Source organism: Bacillus seohaeanensis (assembly GCF_042684945.1).
Lineage (GTDB): Bacteria > Bacillota > Bacilli > Bacillales > Bacillaceae_B > Rossellomorea > Rossellomorea seohaeanensis.
In genome coordinates this window covers 17,506-40,170 of the sequence record NZ_JBHUMF010000019.1, presented here as the reverse complement: position 1 = coordinate 40,170, position 22,665 = coordinate 17,506, and the positions used below count along the sequence as shown (strand labels likewise).

Annotated in this window: 21 protein-coding genes and 2 pseudogenes; 22 read left to right on the top strand and 1 reads right to left on the bottom strand. The window is 34.4% G+C overall.

What is annotated here, in order from left to right; translation table 11 throughout:
- Positions 1-169: 169 nt before the first annotated feature.
- The 21 genes and pseudogenes from ACFSUL_RS08940 (at position 170) to ACFSUL_RS08840 (ending at position 17,933) form a co-directional block, all read left to right on the top strand.
- Positions 170-1,078, top strand: a complete 909-nt coding sequence (locus tag ACFSUL_RS08940) for a S66 peptidase family protein (RefSeq protein ID WP_377934637.1) — start codon at positions 170-172, stop codon at positions 1,076-1,078.
- Between the two features lie 475 nt (positions 1,079-1,553).
- On the top strand, positions 1,554-2,078 hold the full coding sequence (locus ACFSUL_RS08935) for a 5' nucleotidase, NT5C type (RefSeq protein ID WP_377934635.1): 525 nt from the start codon (positions 1,554-1,556) through the stop codon (positions 2,076-2,078).
- A gap of 226 nt (positions 2,079-2,304) precedes the next feature.
- Positions 2,305-2,739, top strand: a complete 435-nt coding sequence (locus ACFSUL_RS08930) for a uridine kinase (RefSeq protein WP_377934633.1) — start codon at positions 2,305-2,307, stop codon at positions 2,737-2,739.
- Between the two features lie 40 nt (positions 2,740-2,779).
- Complete coding sequence (locus ACFSUL_RS08925; protein WP_377934631.1) at positions 2,780-3,370, top strand: GNAT family N-acetyltransferase; 591 nt, start codon at positions 2,780-2,782, stop codon at positions 3,368-3,370.
- 22 nt (positions 3,371-3,392) lie between these two features.
- Positions 3,393-3,688 (top strand): annotated as a pseudogene (locus ACFSUL_RS08920) (YunG family protein).
- 162 nt (positions 3,689-3,850) lie between these two features.
- The gene (locus ACFSUL_RS08915) at positions 3,851-4,594 is read left to right on the top strand and encodes an amidohydrolase family protein (protein ID WP_377934629.1); all 744 of its coding nucleotides are present in this window, start codon (positions 3,851-3,853) and stop codon (positions 4,592-4,594) included.
- 149 nt (positions 4,595-4,743) lie between these two features.
- Positions 4,744-4,995 (top strand): hypothetical protein, encoded by a 252-nt coding sequence (locus ACFSUL_RS08910; protein WP_377934627.1) that lies wholly within the window; start codon positions 4,744-4,746, stop codon positions 4,993-4,995.
- 167 nt (positions 4,996-5,162) lie between these two features.
- Positions 5,163-5,381, top strand: coding sequence for a hypothetical protein (locus ACFSUL_RS08905; RefSeq protein ID WP_377934625.1), 219 nt, complete (start codon positions 5,163-5,165; stop codon positions 5,379-5,381).
- Between the two features lie 633 nt (positions 5,382-6,014).
- Entirely contained in the window at positions 6,015-6,539 is a 525-nt protein-coding gene (locus ACFSUL_RS08900; RefSeq protein WP_377934623.1) for a hypothetical protein, read from the top strand.
- Between the two features lie 29 nt (positions 6,540-6,568).
- Positions 6,569-7,459, top strand: a complete 891-nt coding sequence (locus ACFSUL_RS08895; RefSeq protein WP_377934621.1) for an ABC transporter permease subunit — start codon at positions 6,569-6,571, stop codon at positions 7,457-7,459.
- Positions 7,456-8,475 carry a peptide ABC transporter permease gene (locus ACFSUL_RS08890; RefSeq protein ID WP_377934619.1) on the top strand — a complete coding sequence of 340 codons (1,020 nt, stop codon included), beginning with the start codon at positions 7,456-7,458 and terminating at the stop codon, positions 8,473-8,475. Before ACFSUL_RS08895 ends, ACFSUL_RS08890 begins: the two co-directional genes overlap by 4 nt.
- Positions 8,476-8,578: 103 nt before the next feature.
- A complete protein-coding gene (locus tag ACFSUL_RS08885) occupies positions 8,579-9,121 on the top strand; it encodes an RNA polymerase sigma factor (protein ID WP_377934617.1) in 543 nt (180 codons plus the stop codon).
- On the top strand, positions 9,108-9,803 hold the full coding sequence (locus ACFSUL_RS08880; RefSeq protein ID WP_377934615.1) for a hypothetical protein: 696 nt from the start codon (positions 9,108-9,110) through the stop codon (positions 9,801-9,803). The genes ACFSUL_RS08885 and ACFSUL_RS08880 overlap by 14 nt, the downstream gene beginning before the upstream one ends.
- Positions 9,804-10,223: 420 nt before the next feature.
- The gene (locus ACFSUL_RS08875) at positions 10,224-10,631 is read left to right on the top strand and encodes a hypothetical protein (RefSeq protein WP_377934613.1); all 408 of its coding nucleotides are present in this window, start codon (positions 10,224-10,226) and stop codon (positions 10,629-10,631) included.
- Between the two features lie 656 nt (positions 10,632-11,287).
- The gene (locus ACFSUL_RS08870; RefSeq protein ID WP_071414050.1) at positions 11,288-11,626 is read left to right on the top strand and encodes a hypothetical protein; all 339 of its coding nucleotides are present in this window, start codon (positions 11,288-11,290) and stop codon (positions 11,624-11,626) included.
- A 667-nt stretch (positions 11,627-12,293) separates the two neighbouring features.
- Positions 12,294-13,136 (top strand): annotated as a pseudogene (locus ACFSUL_RS08865) (tyrosine-type recombinase/integrase).
- Positions 13,137-13,334: 198 nt separating this feature from the next.
- Complete coding sequence (locus tag ACFSUL_RS08860) at positions 13,335-13,775, top strand: CoxG family protein (RefSeq protein WP_377934611.1); 441 nt, start codon at positions 13,335-13,337, stop codon at positions 13,773-13,775.
- Between the two features lie 470 nt (positions 13,776-14,245).
- Entirely contained in the window at positions 14,246-14,878 is a 633-nt protein-coding gene (locus tag ACFSUL_RS08855) for an FMN-dependent NADH-azoreductase (protein WP_377934609.1), read from the top strand.
- A gap of 359 nt (positions 14,879-15,237) precedes the next feature.
- Positions 15,238-16,911 carry a ribonuclease J gene (locus tag ACFSUL_RS08850; protein WP_071413360.1) on the top strand — a complete coding sequence of 558 codons (1,674 nt, stop codon included), beginning with the start codon at positions 15,238-15,240 and terminating at the stop codon, positions 16,909-16,911.
- A gap of 603 nt (positions 16,912-17,514) precedes the next feature.
- Complete coding sequence (locus tag ACFSUL_RS08845) at positions 17,515-17,718, top strand: IDEAL domain-containing protein (RefSeq protein ID WP_377934606.1); 204 nt, start codon at positions 17,515-17,517, stop codon at positions 17,716-17,718.
- A gap of 62 nt (positions 17,719-17,780) precedes the next feature.
- Positions 17,781-17,933, top strand: coding sequence for a hypothetical protein (locus ACFSUL_RS08840; RefSeq protein WP_377934604.1), 153 nt, complete (start codon positions 17,781-17,783; stop codon positions 17,931-17,933).
- A 310-nt stretch (positions 17,934-18,243) separates the two neighbouring features.
- On the opposite strand, the gene ACFSUL_RS08835 is transcribed toward ACFSUL_RS08840, so the two are convergent.
- Positions 18,244-19,980, bottom strand: coding sequence for an ABC transporter ATP-binding protein (locus ACFSUL_RS08835; protein WP_071413362.1), 1,737 nt, complete (start codon positions 19,978-19,980; stop codon positions 18,244-18,246).
- Positions 19,981-20,489: 509 nt separating this feature from the next.
- Between ACFSUL_RS08835 and ACFSUL_RS08830 the strand changes: the two genes are divergently transcribed.
- A complete protein-coding gene (locus tag ACFSUL_RS08830; RefSeq protein WP_071413363.1) occupies positions 20,490-22,580 on the top strand; it encodes a sigma-70 family RNA polymerase sigma factor in 2,091 nt (696 codons plus the stop codon).
- The last annotated feature ends 85 nt before the right edge of the window (positions 22,581-22,665 follow it).

The following is a 22,665-nucleotide window of genomic DNA, read 5'->3' as shown; positions in this document are numbered from 1 at the left end:
TTTTTAATAAATACGAAAGAACTGCCTAGAGATTAATCTAACAGGTTCTTCAATTAGGGGCAAAAACAGAAGATCAGCTAATTGATCCGGCTATTGCCCTTGTTCAATTATTGGGCAGGTTAATTGAAGATGCGACATATTAAAAGAATGAAGGAAAAGGGGTAAGTTTATGAATAAACCACGTGCTTTGAAAAAGGGTGACAAAGTAACCATTATTGCACCAGCTGGTCCAGCTGACAAAAAGCAACTTATGCAAGGAAAACGTGTACTCGAAGAGATGGGGCTTGATGTCATTCTCGGAAAACACGTATTCGATGTGGAGGAAGACATATACACTTTGGACCAAAAGCGGCTCTTTGATTTACACGAAGCCTTTAGAAATCCTGACATTAGCGGGATTTTTTGTGCTAATGGAGGATTCGGTACAGCTAGAATTGCCCCTCAGATTGATTATGCATTGATAAAAAGAAATCCTAAGATATTTTGGGGATATAGTGATATTACATATCTGCTTAATGCAATTCAAAACTTCAGTGATTTAGTTACTTTTCACGGACCGATGGTGGCATCCGACCTGAATGATGAAGAACGAACCACAGAAACAGTATCCTCAATTTTATCTTTGTTTACGGGAGAACCCTTAACCTATGATTCTAAAATCGCGTCTCTCAACACGTTTACATCTGGAACAGGAGAAGGACGTTTGGTCGGAGGGAATCTAACTTTGCTCACCAATGGGCTAGGCACGCCGTATCAAGTGAATACGGACGGAGCAATATTACTAATCGAGGAAGTTCTAGAACCTGCTTTTAAGGTTAATTTGATGCTTACTCACCTTCAACAAGCTGGCGTGTTTGACAATGTTAAAGGTGTGGTCATTGGTAATTTCCAAGCGGAACCAGACGAACATAAGGATATTAAAAAAGTGCTTCAAGACTTTTTCACCAAAGTATCATTTCCTGTTGTTGAAAATTTTCAAATCGGTCATTGTCAGCCTAATTATGGGGTGCCGCTAGGAGTGAATGCTAGACTTACAACGTCCCCACCTTGTCTTGAAGTCGATTCTGGCGTTAGATAAATGATTATGAGTGTGGAAGTTCAAAGTTTATTGTTATTCAATAACCGGGGGCGATTGTTTAATAAATGAAACTCTTTATACTTATGAAAATATAAAAAACAAATTGTAGAGGATTGAGTTTAGATGAAAAGGCGCTTCAAAATTGTAATAGGGTTTTCTCTAGTCCTAATTTTCTTATTAGTGTTAGGGATATTTACAATGAATGCAACATTTAACCTGAGTAATTAATATCGAGCTATGCATTCCAACCATTGATTATAAGAGTAAGGAAAATAATCATTTGTTATTCCATAATAGGGCGCAATTTCAGAATGAAATTTGCGCTCTTTCTTTATGTAAAGAGCCATTTAATTGAATATTAGGATTGATTAAAATTTTATAATTTGAAATAATTGGAAGTGTAAAAGAGGATAATGTTTTGAAAACAAATCAATAAGGCCATTAAATAGGAGTTTTAAAAGAAAGGGCTGATTTTTTGAAACGAATTGCTATAGATATGGATGAAGTGATAGCTGACTTTCATAAGAAACACTTGAATATGTATAATCAAAACTTCAATGAAGAGCTGATTAATTCTGATTTAGATGGAACAAGATTATGGAAAATTCGTCCTCAAGTTGCTGAAGAGATACTCGCTTATGTAGATGAACCAACCTTCTTTCGTGATTTAGAAGTAATGGAAGGGAGCCAGGAAGTAATAAAAGAGCTCAGTAAAACATTTGAAATCTTCATTACCACCGCCGCAATGGAACATCCGAATTCTTTTACAGCGAAGTATGAATGGCTCAAAGAGCATTTTGCTTTCCTATCCGACTTGAATTTTGTCTTCTGTGGTAACAAAAGTATCATTAACGCTGATTATTTAATTGACGACAGCCCAAGGCATTTTAAAGACTTTAAGGGACAAGGGATTCTATTTTCTGCCCCTCATAATAAATATAGGACCGATTATGTTCGTGTGAATAACTGGGAAGAAGTAAGGATGTATTTTCTTAAATAGATTTTGAAGAAAATAGCTAGAGAGTGTGGAATTAATATGAAAATAGTTAAGTTGACCGGAACTCTGTTATCTCAGTATAAAAATCGAAATTCGCCATACCGGCCATTTATTCTTGGTATTGATGGACTAGGTGGATCAGGTAAGACCACACTAGCCTTACAGCTCAAAAACGAATTGAAGGCAGCTAATTGCGAAACAGTAATTTTGCATATCGATGATTATATTGTTGAGAGAGAACCGTTACCAAACAGGTTATGAAGAATGGTACGAATATTACTATCTACAATGGGATATTGCTTTGATTCAAGCAGAATTGTTCAAGAAGTTGCATAGTAACATTAGTCTTTTAACTTTACCTTTTTATGATAATTCAAGTAACAATATACTCGATAGAAAAGTGAAGATGCCGTCTAGTGCAATTATTATTGTCGAAGGGGTATTTTTACAAAGAAAAGGATGGCGGAATTACTTTGATTTTAAAATTTTTCTTGATTGTACTCAAGAATTAAGATTTAAGAGAGTTTTAGGACGAGATGTGTATCTTGGTGACTATCAAGCAAGGCTTGAAAAATATAAAAGAAGATATTGGTTAGATGAAAATTATTACCTTAATGAAGAAAAACCAATAGAAAATGCAGATTACATATATAGCGTTACATAAAAAAGACATTCTGTACAAAAAAATATTAATGAGGTGTAAAGTGATTAAGTATTTAGGAACCCCACATATAGAAACTGATAGATTAATACTAGAGAAGTTTCAGCTCAATGATGCCCAAAAAGTTTTTGATCACTGGCTATCCGATGAAAGAGTAGCAGACAACCGCATAAATGCAGCCCATAAAACAATCTCAGAAACTATAGAGAGAGTGAACAAGATTGTGACGGGATATGAAAGTGAAGAGTTTTGTTACTGGGCTATAAAACTAAAAGATAGTGGAGAACTAATTGGCGAAATAGACTTGTATGATTTTGATAAAGTGACCGAAAATTGTGAAGTGAGTTATTCACTAGGCTATGAGTGGTGGAACAGGGGCTATGGTACTGAAGCATTGAGAGCAATTGTAGAATTCGGCTTTAGACAAATGAACATTCATAAAATCTCAGCCGCACACAATACAGATAATCCAGCATCCGGAAGAATAATGAGTAAGGCTGGGATGGTACAAGAAGGAATTATTAGAGATATGATTCGCAATTCAAAAAATCAGTATAAGGATTGTGCGATTTATGGAATTCTACAAGAAGAATTTAATAGCAAGAATTTTGTTCTTCAACAGGGAACTAATTAACTTAGTTTGAATCAGACTATATATGGAGAAAAAAATGATACAAGTAGGGGAAGTAAAGAAGGTTTTGTTTGAATCCTGGTCTTTAGAGTCAAGTTCAAAATGGAGTAAGGACAACCCTACCAAAGGACAATGCCATTAGTAGTACATGATATCTTGGGTGGGGAGATAAGGAAAACTAAACTGTCAGATGGATGGCATTTTTATAACTTCATTAATAAGGAACGATATGATCTAACAGCTTCTCAATTTAAAGAGATCATCTCTTATAAGGACTTACTTTCAACATCTATCCATAATTCAAATGTCTTAGCTATATAAATCTCTTAGGAATATTGAAGATAAGCGAGAAAACAAGAGTTATCTCTTTCTTTATAGAGGGAGTTTAATTTAATAAGATATAGTTATGCCTTTACATTAATAACCCATAATTTTCCTTATGTATCGTATTTGATATGTTAAAGAAAAGAAAGGGGAATTATAATGAGAATTTTTGATGCGCATTTTCATATTATTGATTTTGACTTTCCAATTATTGAAAACCAAGGATATTTGCCTCCTAGTTATATTGTAGAAGATTATCAAAATGAAACTGCTGATTTAAATGTATTAGGTGGAGCTATTGTATCTGGGTCATTCCAAGGATTTGACCAAGAATATTTATTAAAGGCACTTAAACAAATGGGTTCAAGATTTTGTGGCGTAACACAATTACCTTTTACAGTGACGAACGAAGAAATACTAAATTTAAATGAAAACGGGGTAAAAGCATTACGCTTTAATATTAAAAGAGGTGGTTCAGAAGATTTGTCAAAGCTGGATTACTTCGCTAGAAGAGTTTATGACTTAGTAGGGTGGCATAGTGAACTTTATATTGATGCAAAAGAGTTACCTGAAATTGCATCTACTATTGAAAAATTACCCGCAATATCAGTTGACCATTTAGGGTTATCTGAAGAAGGATTACCATATTTATTAAAGCTAGTTGATAAAGGCGTTCGAGTTAAAGCCACTGGTTTTGGTCGTGTAGAATTGAACATAGAGAATACCTTAAAATCAATTTATGATATTAACCCAGACTCTCTTATGTTCGGAACAGATTTGCCATCTACAAGGGCGAAAAGACCATTTGAGTATGCAGACATTGAATTGATTCAGCGTCTATTTGATGAAAAATCTGCCGATAAAATCTTGTACACGAATGCTTTTAAATGGTATTTCAAGTAATTCAGCTTTTATTAGATTTAGAATGAAAATTGTAAAGTTTGTAAATGAGTACACTTAAAGTAATGGGTGTGATTATTCAATAAGTGTAGTCAATTTTTTTACGAACGGAGCGGGTTTATGGAATATAATCTCTATCGGAGGGGATTAAAATGAGAAAGTATCTAGGGTGGGTATCAATCGGAATTATAGGAGTTACTTTTATATTATTTTTATTTATCAGGGGTAAGGTTAGTGGGTATATAGGAACCAACGTCTTAATTATTGGTGCCGCTTTAACTTTGGTGACTGTTTTATTGAGTGAAAGGGGAAAAACCAGGACAACTTCAATTTCAATATTAGGAGTACTTGTAGGTGGATTCATAATAATTATTATAGGTTTTATGATGAACGGAGGATTATAATCTCCTTATTCTAGAAAAGGGCGCTTTTCCGTATAAGGAAAGCGTCTTTATCAATGAAACTAAGGATTGAGTTATTTGCCTTTTTTTGAAATAATTGGTATTAAGTTAAAGGGCAGGATTGCTTAACAAGGATATTGGATTTTTATTGTTTTTAAGGAGGGATTATGTTGAAAGAAACTACTGATACTAATGACTTTGAGAATACGATAGATACTATTAATCATCTTACAGAAGATGATGCTAAATCATTGTTAAGAATCATCTATGGATTTGTCGATACTGCTATGACGGGAAATGGCGGAGATAAAGTGAAATTAGAGGTTATAGAAAAGGTATCAGATATTTATAAACGTATTCCAGATTTAAACGAGTTAAGAAATAAATAAAGGGTGTTAGAAAACGGATTAGTCTTTAGATATTGTGAATAAAAGAACTTAAAGTAAAGGGGCGGATTCTTGAATAAGGAAAAACGCTCATTTTCCATTTTAGGCCATTTAATGAAAAAAGGAATACACAAATGTCTTCAAATAAAAGTTCTATTCTTTAGAAAAAATTAAGGGTTCTTAAATAAAAATTACATTCCCAATCCGAAGATTTTCCGGTACTTTTTCCAGCAGACCTTTGGTTTTTTTATGCCAAAATTGGAAAAAGTCCCATCTCCATTTCAATCATTCCTAATCCATTCGTTTTCCTCTATTCTGCAACTCTCCAACCCTTGTCCAGTAAGGGTTCAGTCCATCTTCAATTCCTTCTCAGTTAGTTTCCATACATAATAGAGTTAAACGATTTTAGGCGTTTCAACTGGTTTCTCATTAGTTCTTCATGAGGAAAGTAAATTCGGAATCCGTCTACTCTGGAACGTAGTTTTTCGATGGGGGCAACAAAGTAGATTTCTCCTAAATTTTTGTCTAATTAAAATTATTTTTATGAAAAAATGTCATTAATACCGAACCCTTTTTGAAGTTTAAAAGTAATACATGTGAATTATAAAAAATAGCTAAATTTTATGAGGGGGAAATATGAAAAATTCGTTTGTATTTACTATAGTTATACTTTTGTTGTTAGTAGTAAGTGGTTGTGCGGCACCAAAACAGGAAATTGAAATCCTAGGTAACGTTAAGACTGTCGGCAATAATATCTCAGTCAACGGCACTAGTACATTAGAAGGTGGATCAGAGATTAAGGTTGAATTAGAAAAATTAGGTACTAATACGATACTGAATGAAAATGCTGTAAAAGTTGATGAGGATGGAAATTATAGCTTAAATTTTTCCAGAGAAAACAGGGAAGAGGATCAAAAATTAGTCGTCTCATTTCATCCGGAAGAACAACCGGAAGAGATACAAAAGATATACGGTGCTAACGGTGAAAATATAAGTGAGAACTCACCAGGTTTATTTCAATACAGTATAGATGGCGATGAATACACGGGTGTCCAAATGTTTGATTTTATTTTTAGGGTTGTTAAGGGGGAGACTGGGCAGAGAACTTTTCTGAATGAATACTTCGATAATCCCAATGAGACTATTAATGGGGAGGAATAACGAATAGCTATTTTTCTATTCAATTACTTATGAAAATATATAAATGGTTAACAATACCTGTGAAAATAATTACGGAAATAATAGTCACTTGCCTGATGATTCTTTCATTACTTGCTTTCTCAAAAACATTCCTTCTATTTTTGCAGCCTCATTGGTTTCAAATGTTTCTTCTGAGGCTTAAGGAATTACTGATTAGTGTAATGAACTTCCCTAATATAAGGGTGCGAGTTTCAGACTTTAAGAATCAGAGTTTAATGGAGGCTTTGGCAGAACCTTATTTTTACTCCGTAAAAATTCTTATTTGCGTATTTTTACTTTCGATCCTCATGGGTATTAACTTTTCTATAATCGTTTCCTTATTACCAAGAAAAATGCAAAAGATTATTAAAGAAATCGTGTTTTTCTTCGAGTCCATTCCAGATGTGATATTGATATTTTCAATACAATTAATAATTATATGGATATTTAAAAAGTCTGCGATTCTTATTGTAAATCCTATAGGGTATTTGGAGAACATTTATATACTTCCCATTGTAGTAACATCGATTATTCCGACGATTATGCTGTTTCAAATGACTTTATTTGGTATAGGTGAAGAACAGAATAAGCCCTATGTGGAATTTGCTAAAGCCAAAGGAATAACTCGGCTTAGAGTATTAACATCTCATATATTTCAAAACGTTTGTTTAGTCGTATTTTCCAATATCCAATTAATACTTTGGCTAATAATTTCTAACCTTTTAATTACTGAATACATCTTCAACACGAAAGGCATATTTAGTTTCATGTTCAGGCACCTAAATTCAGCTGATGTACTAGCTGCCTGTTTGCTCCTTATATTTATTCCTTTTTATTTCATAGATTACTTGGGAGGCGCTATATCTGTCAGAATGTCAGGTCAAGGAGGAGATAGAGCTTGAAAAAACTAGTTAAGAATAAAAAACTGTTCATAGGGTGTTCCTTTATACTCCTTCTTTTACTATTCAGTTTTGTGTACTCCTTATTTTTACATAACATCATATCGCAACCACCAGATGCAATTTATGGGGAAGATCACCGTTTAGTGGATGTTCCCCCATATCCGCCAAGTAAAGAACATCCTTTGGGGGTTGACCGCTATGGCGAAGATATATTATGGAAGGTGATAGATGGAGCAAAATACACAATTATGGTGGCTTTTATTGTTAGTGTGATTCGAATTACTATAAGCCTTTTCGGAAGTATACTATTCGTTATGTTTCTACATCGGTTAACGTTTATCATAGAATCTTTCATTAGAGCTTTCAGATTTATTCCTGGTGTTATACTGGCTTATATCTTTTTTATGACTATTAAATCCGATACTGGTATTTCCAATCTGACTCTAATAACTCAACAAGTATTGGTTTTAGGGTTTATCGGGGGAATACCTCTAACAGGATATTTGGCAACCGAATTAAGGGGATTTCTAAAAAATGACTTTATAAAGTGCTCGCAGTCTTTAGGGGCAACTAAAAGTTGGCTGATAAGAAAACACATTATGAATTACCTTAGACCAAGGCTGTTAATTCTCTTCGCTCAGCAAGTGGTTCAATCTCTATTGATTCTAGTTCATCTAGGAGTGTTTCAAATGATTATAGGAAAGGTAAAGACATTAAAATTTATGAATGGAATAAGTTCTGCTGACAGTGTAACATTGTCATTGTCAAATGAGTGGTCTGGGTTAATTGGTCTCTCTTATCGTGAGTTGATGCTTAATCAATGGATTGTAGTAGGTCCTTCTGTAGCTTTTGTTTTGACAATCTATTCTTTTAGATTAATTGAAAAAGGATTAAAGGAAACCCTTGAAGGTCCCGAGCAAAACCATATTCTTATAGAAAAAGAAACATTAACGGCGGAAGATTCAGGCAGCCCTTTTACACTGGTAACCAAAAAAAGCAGTCACCTTCATACATAATAATATATTTCTAATTTTCATTATATTTTGGGGGGAAAAGACCAAACCATTCTTAAGTCTAGTAATGTAGGTGTAACCCTTTTAGAGGAGTGAAAATAGTTCATTGTTTATTGATGAGGCAAAAGCAGAATTAATTTTCAAGGAATACCGAGATTATGTTTTTAGAACTGCCTTACTATTGACAAAATCACGCAGTTTGGCAGATGACATAACTCAAGAGACCTTTATTATACTCTTGAGTAAATATGATACTTACGATCCGGCAAGGCCATTTAAACCATGGATTTATACCATAACAATGAATGTAGCTAAGACAGTTATGAAGAAACAAAAGATTCTAAAATGCTTTTCTTTCTTTTCTAATGATTTAGCTCAGGATCAAATCAATTCAGTTGAAGGAAATTTTTTAAAGGCAGACGAAATTCAAGAGCTATGGAAGATAGTCAACTCTCTCTCTTGGAAAAGTAAGGAAATTATTGTCCTGCATTTTTACTCAGAACTTACATTAAAAGAATGTTCCCATGTTCTGGGGATACCTTTGGGTACTGTAAAATCTAGGTTAAATACTGCGCTTAAACAATTGAGGCGTTTAGAATTAAAGGGGAAATTTGATTTTACCAAGGCGGGGTTATATGAAGAAAGATGATTTAAAAAAGCTATTTGATTATGTTGATGAAAACGAAAAAGCGTCAGTTGAATTTCAGACTGTTTGGAGAAAAGCTCATCGGAAAAATTGGAAAAAAAGACTTTTTCAATCAGCTGGTCATAATTTAGCAATTTTAATTACAATCTTAATTCTCACACCTATTGTAGGGCATTACGTAATTAATCAAAATCCAATATCTAATTCTGCTCAATATATGTCTGATCATTCTTCTCAAAGCGATTACAGTATCTCTGGAAAAGTGTATAACTTCCCTAATCAAATAGTAATAAAAGGTGAGAGTAATTTACCAGAGGGAACTATTATCAATATTGAGCACTTAGAAAAAAGTGGAGAAACTCTCTTATTTCAAGGTAAAGTAGCGACTGACTCAGATGGCTCGTTCCAATTTACGACTGATCGACTAGAAAAAAATAAGGAATATGTAATTGATGTAACGGTTTACTCACATATTCAAAATCAAAATGTTAAAAATATGCTGGGAGATAGAGGTGAGAACTTAATGAATAGAAAAAATAAGAATAGTGTATTTCAATATCATCAAGATGGTGAAAATTATTCTGGATTGAGGAAGTTGGGATTTGTAAATAAGATTGACGATACCAGCCAATATGTTATAGCGGAATTCCTTATGGCTCCCCAAGAGTTTGAGGCAATTAACTGAGCAGTAATCTGTAAAGTGGAAAGAGAAGTAGTTATATACGAGTTGATGAGTAAGGTTAAATTATCAACTCTTTTTTCTTTTAAACAACTAATTTAGGCAAAACCTTTTAGGGGGGATTGCTAAATTACTGTTACGTAACCAACAGTAATTTTCTTTTTCAGCTAAAGGGTTAATTAAATATTAGAACAAAAGTTGAAACTTATATTATTTTTACAAGCAATGAGGGTCTGAAAGAAAAAATAGTATCCATGTTAAAGTAGTTTGTTCAACTAATAGGTGCAATTCCAGAATAAAACTTGCGCTCTTTCTTTATATAAAGGGCCAGATTGTGAAGGAAGGAGCCTTTTATAATTTTGTCTTACTTCTTTCTTTCAAGTAAAGTATCCCCAATATATTTAGTTTTTTAGGAGGTTGAATTAAGTGAACAGTCCCCAAAACGAAATGAAGCTGATCATTCCAAAAGGATGCGACAATGCTCCAAGGAAACAAATAGTTATTGATTTTACAATAGCTATATTAAAGCAGCAAAATGAAATCATTAAGGAATATGCAGATAAATCTATTATATGGTATCAATTAAAAGATAATAAAAAAATAGAGGGGCAATGTTCATTAATTACTACATTGCAGGATGAAAATAAAAACATCATTGATTACCTTGAAATTTACCAGGTGATAACTCATGGGAAATTCGCTTCAATAAATGGTGTGATTTCATTAGCAAATGGTACAAAAATTGATTTCTGCGATGTATATATGTTTAGTAATACAACAAGGTCTGGAAAGATAAAGGAAATAAAATCATATAGACTACCCCCTCTAAATTAAAAGTTCCAATGTCCATAAACGAGCAGCATTAATTAAATATTAGAACAAAGGTTTAAACTTATTATTCAGAGTATACGTATATTTACATAGATATGGAGCCAAAAGTATCCCAAGTCAATGACCAGCTACATATAAAAGATTGATAATATCAGCTTTGTAGGTAACATAGTTATAAAGATATTAGGAGTTGGCATTATCGCAGCTGGGATATTGTTCGCAAGAAAGAGGAAAGGGTATCAACTAGTAATTACACAAATTGACCCAGAGAATATTAAATAGTTTGGTTAAATCTTATTAAGTTAACGGGCGCGTTTGTAAAAGAAGAGATTGCATAAAATAACCCTTTTTTATACAGCCACCAGGCTTCTTCAGAAGCCAAAAACGTTGATTTATCAACCTTGTATAAAAACATGTATAAACGATAAAAAACGAACAAGAGCCAAACCATTGGTAGACATGGGTTTGGCTCTTTGGCGTACTTCCTGATATTGACTTTATGTTAACTAGATTTGTATGGAGTATTCATATTATTTTTCGGGGGCTTTTGTAAATAACAAACGTCTAATAATCAACTTTTAAAATAAAGAACATCTATTTAAGGTTTTGTGTTAAGATACCAGCAAGTATCTTAACACATCGAGAGAGGAGCCCGGATAATGAAAAAAATATTGTTAAACTTGTTAATGCTGTTGCTACTGACTTCCTTAATAGGATGCAACAACGGTGAAGAAGGAATTAGCAGTAAAGAGGCTGAAGAAATCGCTACAGAGCAATTGGAACAAGATCTTCAAACGTATAATGAAGAGAAAGATCAAAATATAAAGATGGATGACATTGAATTATTACAGAATGAAACTATATTTAGTAGTAATTCTAAGGCCTGGGAAGTTTATTTTAATTACAAAGACTTAACCAATGAGGAAGTAGGGAGTTCAGTTGCTCACTATAGTGTTGATTTAGAGGGAAATATTACAAGAAAAACAATATCATTTTAAAAAACACTTAGTTTCAAGTGTTTTTTTATGCTTAAAAGAATATAGAAATGTATATAAAGTCGAATACGGTAGTATTTTAACTTTTTATTGTGTTTTTTGTATTTATAAGGAACTCACAACGTTTTTACTATATAACTATATATATTGTATTGTTGAATTGTTAAAAACTTGGAAAAAGGGAGGGTAAAGAGGACTATTGATCAAGAAAAAGAACAAAATTCAGGTTCAACAAAATTAACTGACGTACTACAAGAAATCCCCTCAAAAATATCACCTTTTATGCAAATAAGAGGCCAAAACGGGCTGCTTTAAAGCGCTGAGAACCTTGATAGATCAGCATTCGTATATAAATTTAACAAACACCCAATCCGAGCATAATAAAAACCCTTATTTGATAAGGGTCCAAGAGTCTCCTTCCGATAACATCCGATTATGTTGATTAGATTTGTCTAAAGTACTCATGTTTTCCTTAGAAATCCTGTTCAACAAAAGGGGAACTTTCCTTGAGTATAGAAAGTGTCCTTTTTCTTGTATTGCAAGTGTTCTCATGGTTCGGTGAATTTGTTATTGTCTGCGATTGCGGAATAACTTACGTATGAATAAGGCTCTCCTTGAACATAATAGAATCCAGATTAATTGATTTAAATAGTAGGAGAGTGAAAGAATAATGTTATTATCAGAAGCGTGGGAAAAGTACCAACAAGATAAAAAAATTGAGGGATATTCGCCACTCACATTAAAAACATATTGTTTTCAATATAACCTCTTATTACGATTTTTCAGCGATATTGACATGAGTAAGTTTACTACTGAGAAACTAAAAGAATACCTAGTACAGGCAGGGGGGCATTTAAAGCCATCTAGTTTAGGACACAGGGTTCGCTGTGTTAAATCACTATTCAAATGGACACATGAAGAAGGCTATATTCCGAAAAATCCGGCTGCGAAATTAAAAGAGCCGAAATTAGGTAAAAGAATCCCAAAATTCCTATGTGAACTAGAGATTGAACATCTTAGAGAAGCTTGTCATACAACGATGGAGAATGCGCTATTTGAGTTTATGTATTCGACAGGCTTCCGTATAGGAGAAGTTGTAAAGTTAAATCGAGCCGATATTAATTCTCGGACGAATTCAGTCATTGTACATGGTAAAGATGATAAAGAAAGGGAGGTACACTTTAATACCCGTTGTTCTATTTGGTTAAAAAGGTATTTAGATGAATGAGATGATGTAGAGGCTTGTTTATTTATTATGGGTGTTGGCCAAAAAGGCGTATGAGCATTGATAATCTGAGATATATAATCAAACGAATATCAAATCGAGCGGGGATAAAAAAAGCGTATTCATCCCCACCAACTACGACACAGCTATGCTACACATATGATCAATAACGGTGCGCCACTTGAAGTGATTCAAAGCTTACTTGGTCATGAGAAGAGTGAGGCCACAAAAATATATGCTCAGCTAAGAGGCAAATTGAGACACGATTTTTATAGTAAATATTTTTAAAAGCTATACAAATTAAACTTAATCAAAACTTGGGCGCGCATTTAAAACGGCGTGTCTTTTTGCTGTTGGGCCAGATTGTAGAGGATTGGAAAAGGAAATCAATGTATCATTAGTGATGTAAATTTATGCTTTTTATGTAATAATTATTTTGTAGAAATATAAATTTACAATTTATACGTAGTGAAAGTGGGAATCATAATGGCAACGGGAATACATACAGTAGAAATTCCAGTAGATGTACAAGCAGTTTGGGATTATGTCAGTGATCTTGAAAAATGGGCAACGTCAGTACCCGCCTATAAAGAACATGAAATCATAAATGACAAGCAATCTATTTGGACATTTGAAGGTAGTGTGAAAGGTATTAAAAAAACAATACAAGCGCAGGTAGATATCACCGAATGGAATGAACCTTCAAATATTAAGTTTGAACTAAAAGGTTTATCGGATAATTTTACAGGAAGTGGTCACTTTACTGCAGAAGGTGTTAATAATAAAACAACAATGACTTGTACGGTGAACGTCCATGCAGGTGGATTATCGGGTGCGGTGTTAACACCAATTATTAAATGGGCTGTTCCAAAAGTAGCATCTCGTTTAACAGAATCTATCGCACGTAAAATTGCAGTATTCTCATAGTTTTCAAAGAGTGAAAGCTGATTTATTTTGGAGATACCATCTCTGAAGTAAAAATGGTAACATTCTAAAATGACCAATGTAATGATAAAGAGTTTTACTAGAAGTTTTATAATTAGCGGAAAGGGGCTATCCAAAAATGGATGGCCTCTTTTAAAAATATTCCACAAATGGACGCCATTCTTTAATACGAAGGCGTCTCTTTGTGTGGATTCATATTGTGCAAGGTCGGTGAAAGAGGGAATCATCAATTTATAGAAACGGAAGAACTGACTAAAACATGATCAATATAAAATTGTACCAAATTGTTAACGGCCAAAAGGAATTAAAAAATACTGAGGAGATATCGAGCATCGGATTGTTGCATTTTTGTTAAGAGTTTGAAATGTGTTTCGTTGACAAATGTGTTATTTTAATATATTATGAATTCGAGATAATAACATTAATAATAATTAAAGGGGTTTTACAATATAATGAACGTATTAGTAGTAAAAGCAAATAACCGTCCAGCTTCAGAAGCTGTTTCAAGTAAAATGTATGAAACTTTCATGGAGAATCTTGAAGGTGTAAACGTAACAACTTACGATGTGTTTGCAGAGGATATGCCTTATTTTGGTCAAGACTTGTTCAACGCATTTGGTAAAGTAGAATCAGGCGAAGAAATGACAGATGTAGAGAGTCGTATTTTAGCTGCAAAGCAAAAAGCAATGGATGCATTGTCAGCAGCAGACGTAGTTGTATTCGCGTTCCCATTATGGAACTTAACAATCCCAGCTAAATTACAAACATTCATCGATTATGTATACCAAGCTGGTTTCACATTCAAATATGACGAAAATGGCCAACTTGTATCATTAATGAATGATAAAAAAGCCGTTATTTTAAGTGCACGTGGCGGCATTTACTCAACACCAGAAGCAGCACCAATGGAAATGGCTGCTAATTATATTAAAAATGTTGTTGGTGGCGTATTTGGTTTAGAAATCGCACAAGAAGTTATTATTGAAGGTCATAATGCAGCACCAGATCAAGCTGAAACTATTATTGCTGAAGGTTTAGAGAAAGTTGCAGCTGCAGCAAAAAGTTTATCAGCAGTAGCTGTGTAATAATTATTAAATAATGTCTCTAGGTTAAGGGGATTCAAAATGCAGTAAAATCTACTATTTAGATTTTACTGCATTTTTTTATACTCTATTATAGATGACATTCAAGAGTATTATAATCACAGTTGAAGATTTACTTGTCAGTAAAAAAAAGGATTTTTTGCACTCATGCATTAACACTAAGTTAAACAGCGCCTCTTATACTCAAATAATAGCAATAATGTTCATAAAAATAGCCTTAGAAAAAGACTAGGTCAACAGCTAACATGTTATTATCATGGAACTTACAGACTTAATCTCTAATAATGGAAAATGAAAAGGGCATAATAAGGTTATTATTTAAAGCTGAGAGGAGTATCATTTTGAGTACAAAGGACAATGCCTTATCCATTTTCGCATTAGGTGGCTTGAATGAAATTGGTAAAAACATGTATGCAATCCAATATTCGGACGATATTGTGATTATCGATTGTGGTAATAAGTTTCCAGATGAAAGTTTATTAGGGATTGATTTGATTATTCCCGATATTACTTACTTATTAGAAAACAAAGATAAAGTCAGAGCTTTAATTGTTACACATGGACATGAAGATCATATAGGCGGGATTCCATACTTCTTAAAAAAATTAAATGTCCCCGTCTATGCAACACGTTTTACACTAGGATTAATTGAATTAAAACTGCAAGAACATAAACTACTACGAGAAACCGAACTGATTGAAATTGATTCAAATTCAAGCTTAAATTTTGAAGAAATAAGTGTAAACTTCTTCAAGGTGAACCACAGTATCCCGGATTGTCTAGGAATTGTCTTTCACACACCAGAGGGTACGATTGTACATACTGGGGACTTTAAGTTTGATTTAACTCCTGTGAATAATCAGTATGCAGATATTCATAAAATGGCTGAAATCGGTAGACAAGGCGTCTTGCTTCTACTGTCTGAAAGTACCAATGCAGAACGTCCAGGATTTACCCCATCGGAGCGAATTGTTGGTGAGCATGTTGAGGAGGCTTTTAAGAAGGCTGAACGGAAAATTATTATTTCCACCTTCGCTTCAAATATTAATCGCGTTCAACAGGTAGTTGATGCTGCACGAAAAACGAATCGTAAGCTTGCGTTGCTTGGAAGAAGTATGGTGAATGTTGTAAAGGTTGCGATGGAGCGAGGGTATTTAGAAGTTCCTGATGGGATGCTAATTGAGCCACATGAAATCAACGAAATGCCCCCTGAGAAGGTGACCATTCTGTGTACAGGAAGTCAAGGAGAGCCATTGGCTGCTCTTTCCCGTCTTTCCACCGCAAACTATAGAGGGGTGGATATTTTACCAGAAGATACCGTTATCTTAGCAGCAGGACCAATACCAGGGAATGAACGGAATGTCTCCCGTATTATAGATAATTTATTTTCTCTTGGAGCTAAAGTTATTTATGGAACGGGAAGTTCAACAGGAATGCATGTTTCCGGTCATGGATATCAAGAAGATCTAAAACTAATGCTTACATTAATGAAGCCAAAATATTTTATTCCTATTCACGGTGAATTTAGGATGCTCCACCACCATCGCCTGTTAGCTGAAACCGTTGGTGTAGAGAGAGAAAATACGTTTATCATGAATAATGGGGATGTCGTCGATATTGAAAACGCGATTGCCCGTCAAACTCAGAAAATACCTACAGGAAATACCTATGTAGATGGAGTGGGTGTCGGTGATGTTGGGGATATTGTATTACGAGATCGTAAGCAATTATCTGAGGATGGAATGCTCGTGATTATTTTAACTCTAAGTAAAACGGAAGGAAAACTTGTTTCTAGACCTGACACAATTACTCGTGGGTTCGTGTATGCTAGGGATTCCGAGGAACTCCTAAAGAACGTTAACCGTCTTGTTACTAATACCGTTAACGACTTACGAGGAGGAACGAAAAACGAATGGAATGTTATAAAGCACAGCATAAAAAAATCGGTAGGACAATATTTGTATACACATACCAAGAGAAAGCCGATGATTCTTCCTATCATTATTGAAACGTAATAAGATTTTCATAACTGAACGGACTGGTCTTCCGTAATTAGGCGTGTTTCTTTAATAAGAAATGCGTCTTTTTATATTAGGGTCATTTAATTAGTCTTCTTGTGCTAATTATTTTGTGATTTCTGCTACGGGTTGTAACGTTTTTTATCGTTATTTAAAATTTTCTCTACAAAATGGACCTACTTCCGGTTCAATTTCTCTTTTTAACTTTTTTGTAAGTTATGAAAACCAAATAAAGGTGTTTAAAAACGGGGGATTATGTTATTCAATTAGGCTCTTTTCGTAAACTTTGTTGCTTTTTAACGAAAAACTAAGTTTAACCAACGGGCTGAATTTATAAGTAAAAACAACAATCCATGAGAAAAGAGCTTTCAATTAAAAATCAACTTTCCAATTAAGATTTTTTATTAAAAAATTTAAGATGTAACAGTTTCTGACAAAATCCTATAAATATCCTCGAAGGTTTAATAATATTAAAGATGGGTACAGATTATGTAAGGGAAAGTAACAGGTAGACAAAGGAAAAGATGTGACAAGAAATCCTTTTTAGATTGGTATGAAGATAAGAATGTGTAAGGAAAAAATTTCAAGGAGTGGATTCCTGTGGAGAATTTTTCACCTGATACATCGCAACAGCAGAAAACCAATACTTTGGATTCTTTATGCGCTGAATTAATGGTAGACAAAGCTCTTTGTGATTTCCGAATTGAACAAATTTATAAGGAAATTGATCGGTCGTTACAGTGCAAAGACAAGGAAGAATTCTTGCGATTAACAGAAGAATTGAAGGGTATTCATAGAGCATAAGAAATCGGGAAAAAGATCTGCATCCTTTTGGAAGAAAGAATCCGAAATAAAGGAGAGGAAAAATGTTGAGGGAGAAAGAACTAGATGATTTTGTTCTAGAAGGTCGATTCGAATTAAACGCTTACCTACATTATTTATTCTGTCTATTTCATCCCAATGTGCGAAGCCAATCTAAAGATAAAATGGTAAAACAACGGATAAAGCGAGTACGGTAAACGGAAGGATTTAAAAAGTAATAGCAGAACCAAAAGCGACCTTGTTAGTTCGACTAGAATAACAAGGTCGCTTTTGGTTGTTATATAAATCTTTTTTTTTGCTTTACCAGTTACTTTTAGACGATAGAGCTAGAGCTACAGAATGATAAAAGAGTTCTGGCATTACGATACATGTTGTTTTATCCTGTAGAAATCAATATAGTGTTGAAAAAATAAAACCATTCTTCCATTGAGATGTAGTCTATGTTTTATCTATAGGAGAGCACCATTAGGCAATAAAGGAATTGCTTTGATAACTCCTAGCCTAAACTTATGTCAATTGCTGTTCAGCAAACTCACGATATAATGCATGGGATTGCGTTAGTTCTTGATGTGTTCCAATACCAGTTACTTGCCCATTTTCAATAAAAATAATTTTATCCGCATCGACGATTGTTGATAATCGATGGGCAATGACGAATGTTGTGCGTCCTTCCATTAGTCGTGTTAATGCTTGTTGGACAACACTTTCTGATTGGCTATCTAAGCTTGCCGTTGCTTCATCCATCATAAGTATTTTAGGATCCCGTAAAAATGCACGTGCGATAGCGATACGCTGTCTTTGCCCACCAGACAACTTCACACCACGTTCACCGACTTCCGTATCTAATCCTTTTGGGAAGGTTTCAATAAATTGGTCTGCATACGCCATCTTGGCAACTTCCCATAGGCGCTCGTCTGATATATTTTCTTGATGAGGTAAACCGTAACATAAGTTTTCACGAATCGTACCAGCCATCATGGCGCTTTCTTGAGAAACGTAACCAATTTGACTGCGCCATGATGCAAGAGATAATTCGTTTATAGGAGTCTGTCCGATTCGTATTTCACCTGTTGTGGGTTCATAAAATCGTTCGAGTAATCCAAACATTGTTGTTTTCCCGCCACCGCTCGGACCTGCTAAAGCAACCATTTCACCTGGCTGTGCGTCAAGTGATATATTTTTGAGTACAGGTTCATCTTCGCTATAGGAAAATGATACGTCATGGACAAAAATAGGTTCATTTGTAATATTCTTTTCGATTCCACTTTGACCTTCTTCTAATGGCACATCTAAAATTTCAATAATTCGTTCCGTTGCACCTTTTGCTTTTTGTAATTGGGTAAAAAACATTGCAAATGATGTTATTGGGTAAATGATTTGAAATAGATAAAGTAAAAAGGCAACAAGTGAACCTGTTGACATAGATCCTTCTGCTACGCGGATCCCGCCATAGCCAATAATAACCACGATTACAACCATGATGATAAGGTAGATGAGTGGACCAATTAGGGCAAAAATACGGGATTCCTTTAAACCAAAACCTAGTAATTTTTCAATTCCGGCTATTCCTTTTGTTTGCTCCATCTGTTCTGCAGTAGAGGCTTTCATTAACCGTATTTCACTTAAAGTTTGTTGAATATCGCCTGTAAAGCTAGCTGTCTCATCCTGTAAACCACGTGATATTTTTGACATTTTACTACCAAGGGGCATCATAATAAGTACTGTTAACGGAACAGAAATTAACATCAAGAGTGTCATCTTCCAGTCCATAATGAGTAGGATTATAACTGCACCGATAATAGAAATAACTCCTGTAATGAATTGCGGGAAGTGTTGTGAAATTAAATCTTTTACAATTCCTGTATCGTTTACAATACGGCTTACGGATTCACCACTTGCTTTTCTGTCAAAATAGCTTACCGGCAATCGAATGAGCTTTAACCACATACGTTCACGCAACCTGGCAACAATTTTTTGGCCTACTGCTGCCAGTAGGTAAGTGGATACTCCATCAACAATTGCTTGGACGATAAATACGACTCCAATAGTAATGATGAGCGTCATGCTCAATGATTCAACAGAGAAACCATCAACTAATTCTCTTGTTAGTAATGGTATCGTAAGTCCGACAAGCGTTGTAATAATACTTCCAATTAAACCGATAGTAAGGGCTAATTTAGGAATTTTAGTTGATAAAATAAGAGAAATAAATGATTTTAGGTTATTTTTTTTGACGGTTGCCATTGCTTGTAACTCCTAACATTGCTAATTTTTAAAAAGAGAGAAGGAAGAGTTTATTTTACTTCAGATAAACCCTTGTAGAAAAGGTATAAAACAAGAATGGGAACAAAATTCAAATATACACAACTGATTATATGACCAAACTAAATATTGAAAGGTGCTAGAGCAGCCAGCAAAATCATTGTTGCTAGCTGTCTATTCTCAATGGAAGCGACCTATGATAAGGTTATATTACCTTGATTTACCAAATAATTGATAGTTGGTTATTCTATTAAACCAGCTAATCAATCATTTGGCAAAGTGGAAGTCATAGATATCGACTCATAGGGAAGGTAGGACCATCTCTATTTAAAGATGGATAATTAATTAGAAGGAAGACGTCGTTTTATAGAAAATAAACGGTTCACCTTGAGAGATATATCCATTGTTTCTACTATTTGTGCGCAATAAGTTTTTGGAATATTCCGTTTTAAGTTCATGGTAACAGATGTTTTAAAGGAAGGAGGACAAATATGATTCCCGCGGAAACAGATCCCTTTTTGATCAGTAAGGTAAGAGAAAAGGACATGGAATCAATCATCGATTGGTTTGATCAAAATCAAAAATCGTTCTATACACTCGGTTGGTCCTATAGGAGGAGTCAGCAGGATATGGAAGAGATTTTTCATCGTACGATTGTAAAAGTGTATGATGAACTGCATCATTTTAAAAAGGATACATCCTTTGAAACTTGGGCTACTTCCATTTTTATAAATATATGTCGGAGTCTTTCCGAGAACAATCAGAAAAGGAGTTTACAAGCTTCAGAGGAAACGCAACAGAAAATATTCCATGCTTTAGATCAATTAGAAGAACGCGACAAAGAAGTGATTGTCCTAACGTATTTAAAAGAATGTCCGCTAGATGAAGTAGCCGATATACTTCAAATTCCTGTTGATACCGTTAAATTTCGTTTATTTTCTGGAATTCAGTCACTTAAAGAAGAAATGGGATACCATACATATTTGGAGAGTTGCAAAGAATATCATAAGCATTACATTGATTACCTAGGAAGAACACTCAATAGACCAAAAAAAGTAGAGTTTGAGATACATATCTATCATTGTCGAGGGTGCCATGAGGAACTGTCCTTTTTTCAGGATATCATGCTAACCCTAACAGAAGTGACAGACGCGTTTAGCGTACCTTCTAGTTTCATGGAGAGGGTCAAAGGTAAAGTGATTGAAACTGAAAAGCGTAGGCAGGATAGAAAAAAGAAGCGTAAATTAATGGGAATCACTTTTGCCAGTACCTTAGCATTGATTATTTTTACAGGTTTTATTACTAATGGCTTTACAAACATCTATTATTCATGGGTAGATTGGCGAAATCAAGAGGATGAGCAACTGCGTGCCTTTTTTAAAAGTGAACTGGGAGAACGGCTGAATATGGAAGAGGTAAGTAGTGGTGTGAAGGTAAAGATTAAAAGTGCCATAGCCGATGAGGTGCAGACGCTTATTTACTATGAAATAGAAGATACAAATGAAGAAAATCGATATATGATGAATTTTTATGACGGGGTAAAGGTTGAGAATGATTATGAAATTATGAATCTTGCGGCTCACTCAGTATACTCTCCTCCCATGGAGCAGTTAGAGTTAAAAAATGAAGAAAAAAACGTGTATAGAGGAAAAATCAGTCTTCCACCAATCTTACCAGACAGCGGGACAATTGAACTAAAGCTCACACATCTTCAAAAGTTGGTTCAAGATCCTGAAAGCCCGACAGGTTTTAAGGCGGTACCTTATGAGGAAATGGAGTATATTGAAGGGGATTGGAGTTTCGATATTCCTGTAACAAAACAACCATCAATCGTCCATGAATTGGATAAGGAAACTAAAGTTGATGGGATTCCAATACGATTGGACAAATTAATCATTGCTCCAACAGCGACACTACTGCAATATAGTTACCAGAATAATCAGGAGGATAAGCGTATTGAGATGATCAACTTTGCTAGCCTTGAGACGAAGGGAAAGAAAGTACAAGCCGACCTATATACAGGGAATTCGTTTATCGACACAAACCAAAACAGTGAGTGGACTTCCCTACAAACAAGCTTCGAAACTCTTTATTTCGAAAAACCAAAAGAGGTAGCCATTCAGTTTGCTTCCATTCATTTATCTATAGAAAAACTTAAAAAGATTGATATTGATGTTTCGAAGGGTTTTCCACAAACCTTTGAATATCTAGGGAACAACTTATCTATTGACAAGGTAAAGGTTGGAAACCCAACAGAAGTAGTCATAAAAAGCGAGGTAACAGAAGATAGAGTATATGAATCATTAGAGTTTCAAATTACTAGCGATAATGCTCGGAAAAAAACTTCTATGGGGATGAGTGGAGATGGTGTGCTAATTGATAAAAATGGTAAACAATATGATGTTAATGAATACCCCTTTTCAATTGAAAAGGTAGGTCAACCTCGCTTTTTCCAAACGAAACAAAGTATTGAATTATTTAATGATGCATCTGGTGAACAAGTCATTCCTAAAACGCTGGAAATTCAAGGTTATAATACAACAAAATATGTGGATAATACCGTAAATGTTTCGCTGGATTAATAGTAAGAGGGGCGATTACTCAAAAAAGTGTAATCGTCCTTAAATTTTTCAATATAGTACAGATAGTAGAAGATTTTTCCAAGTA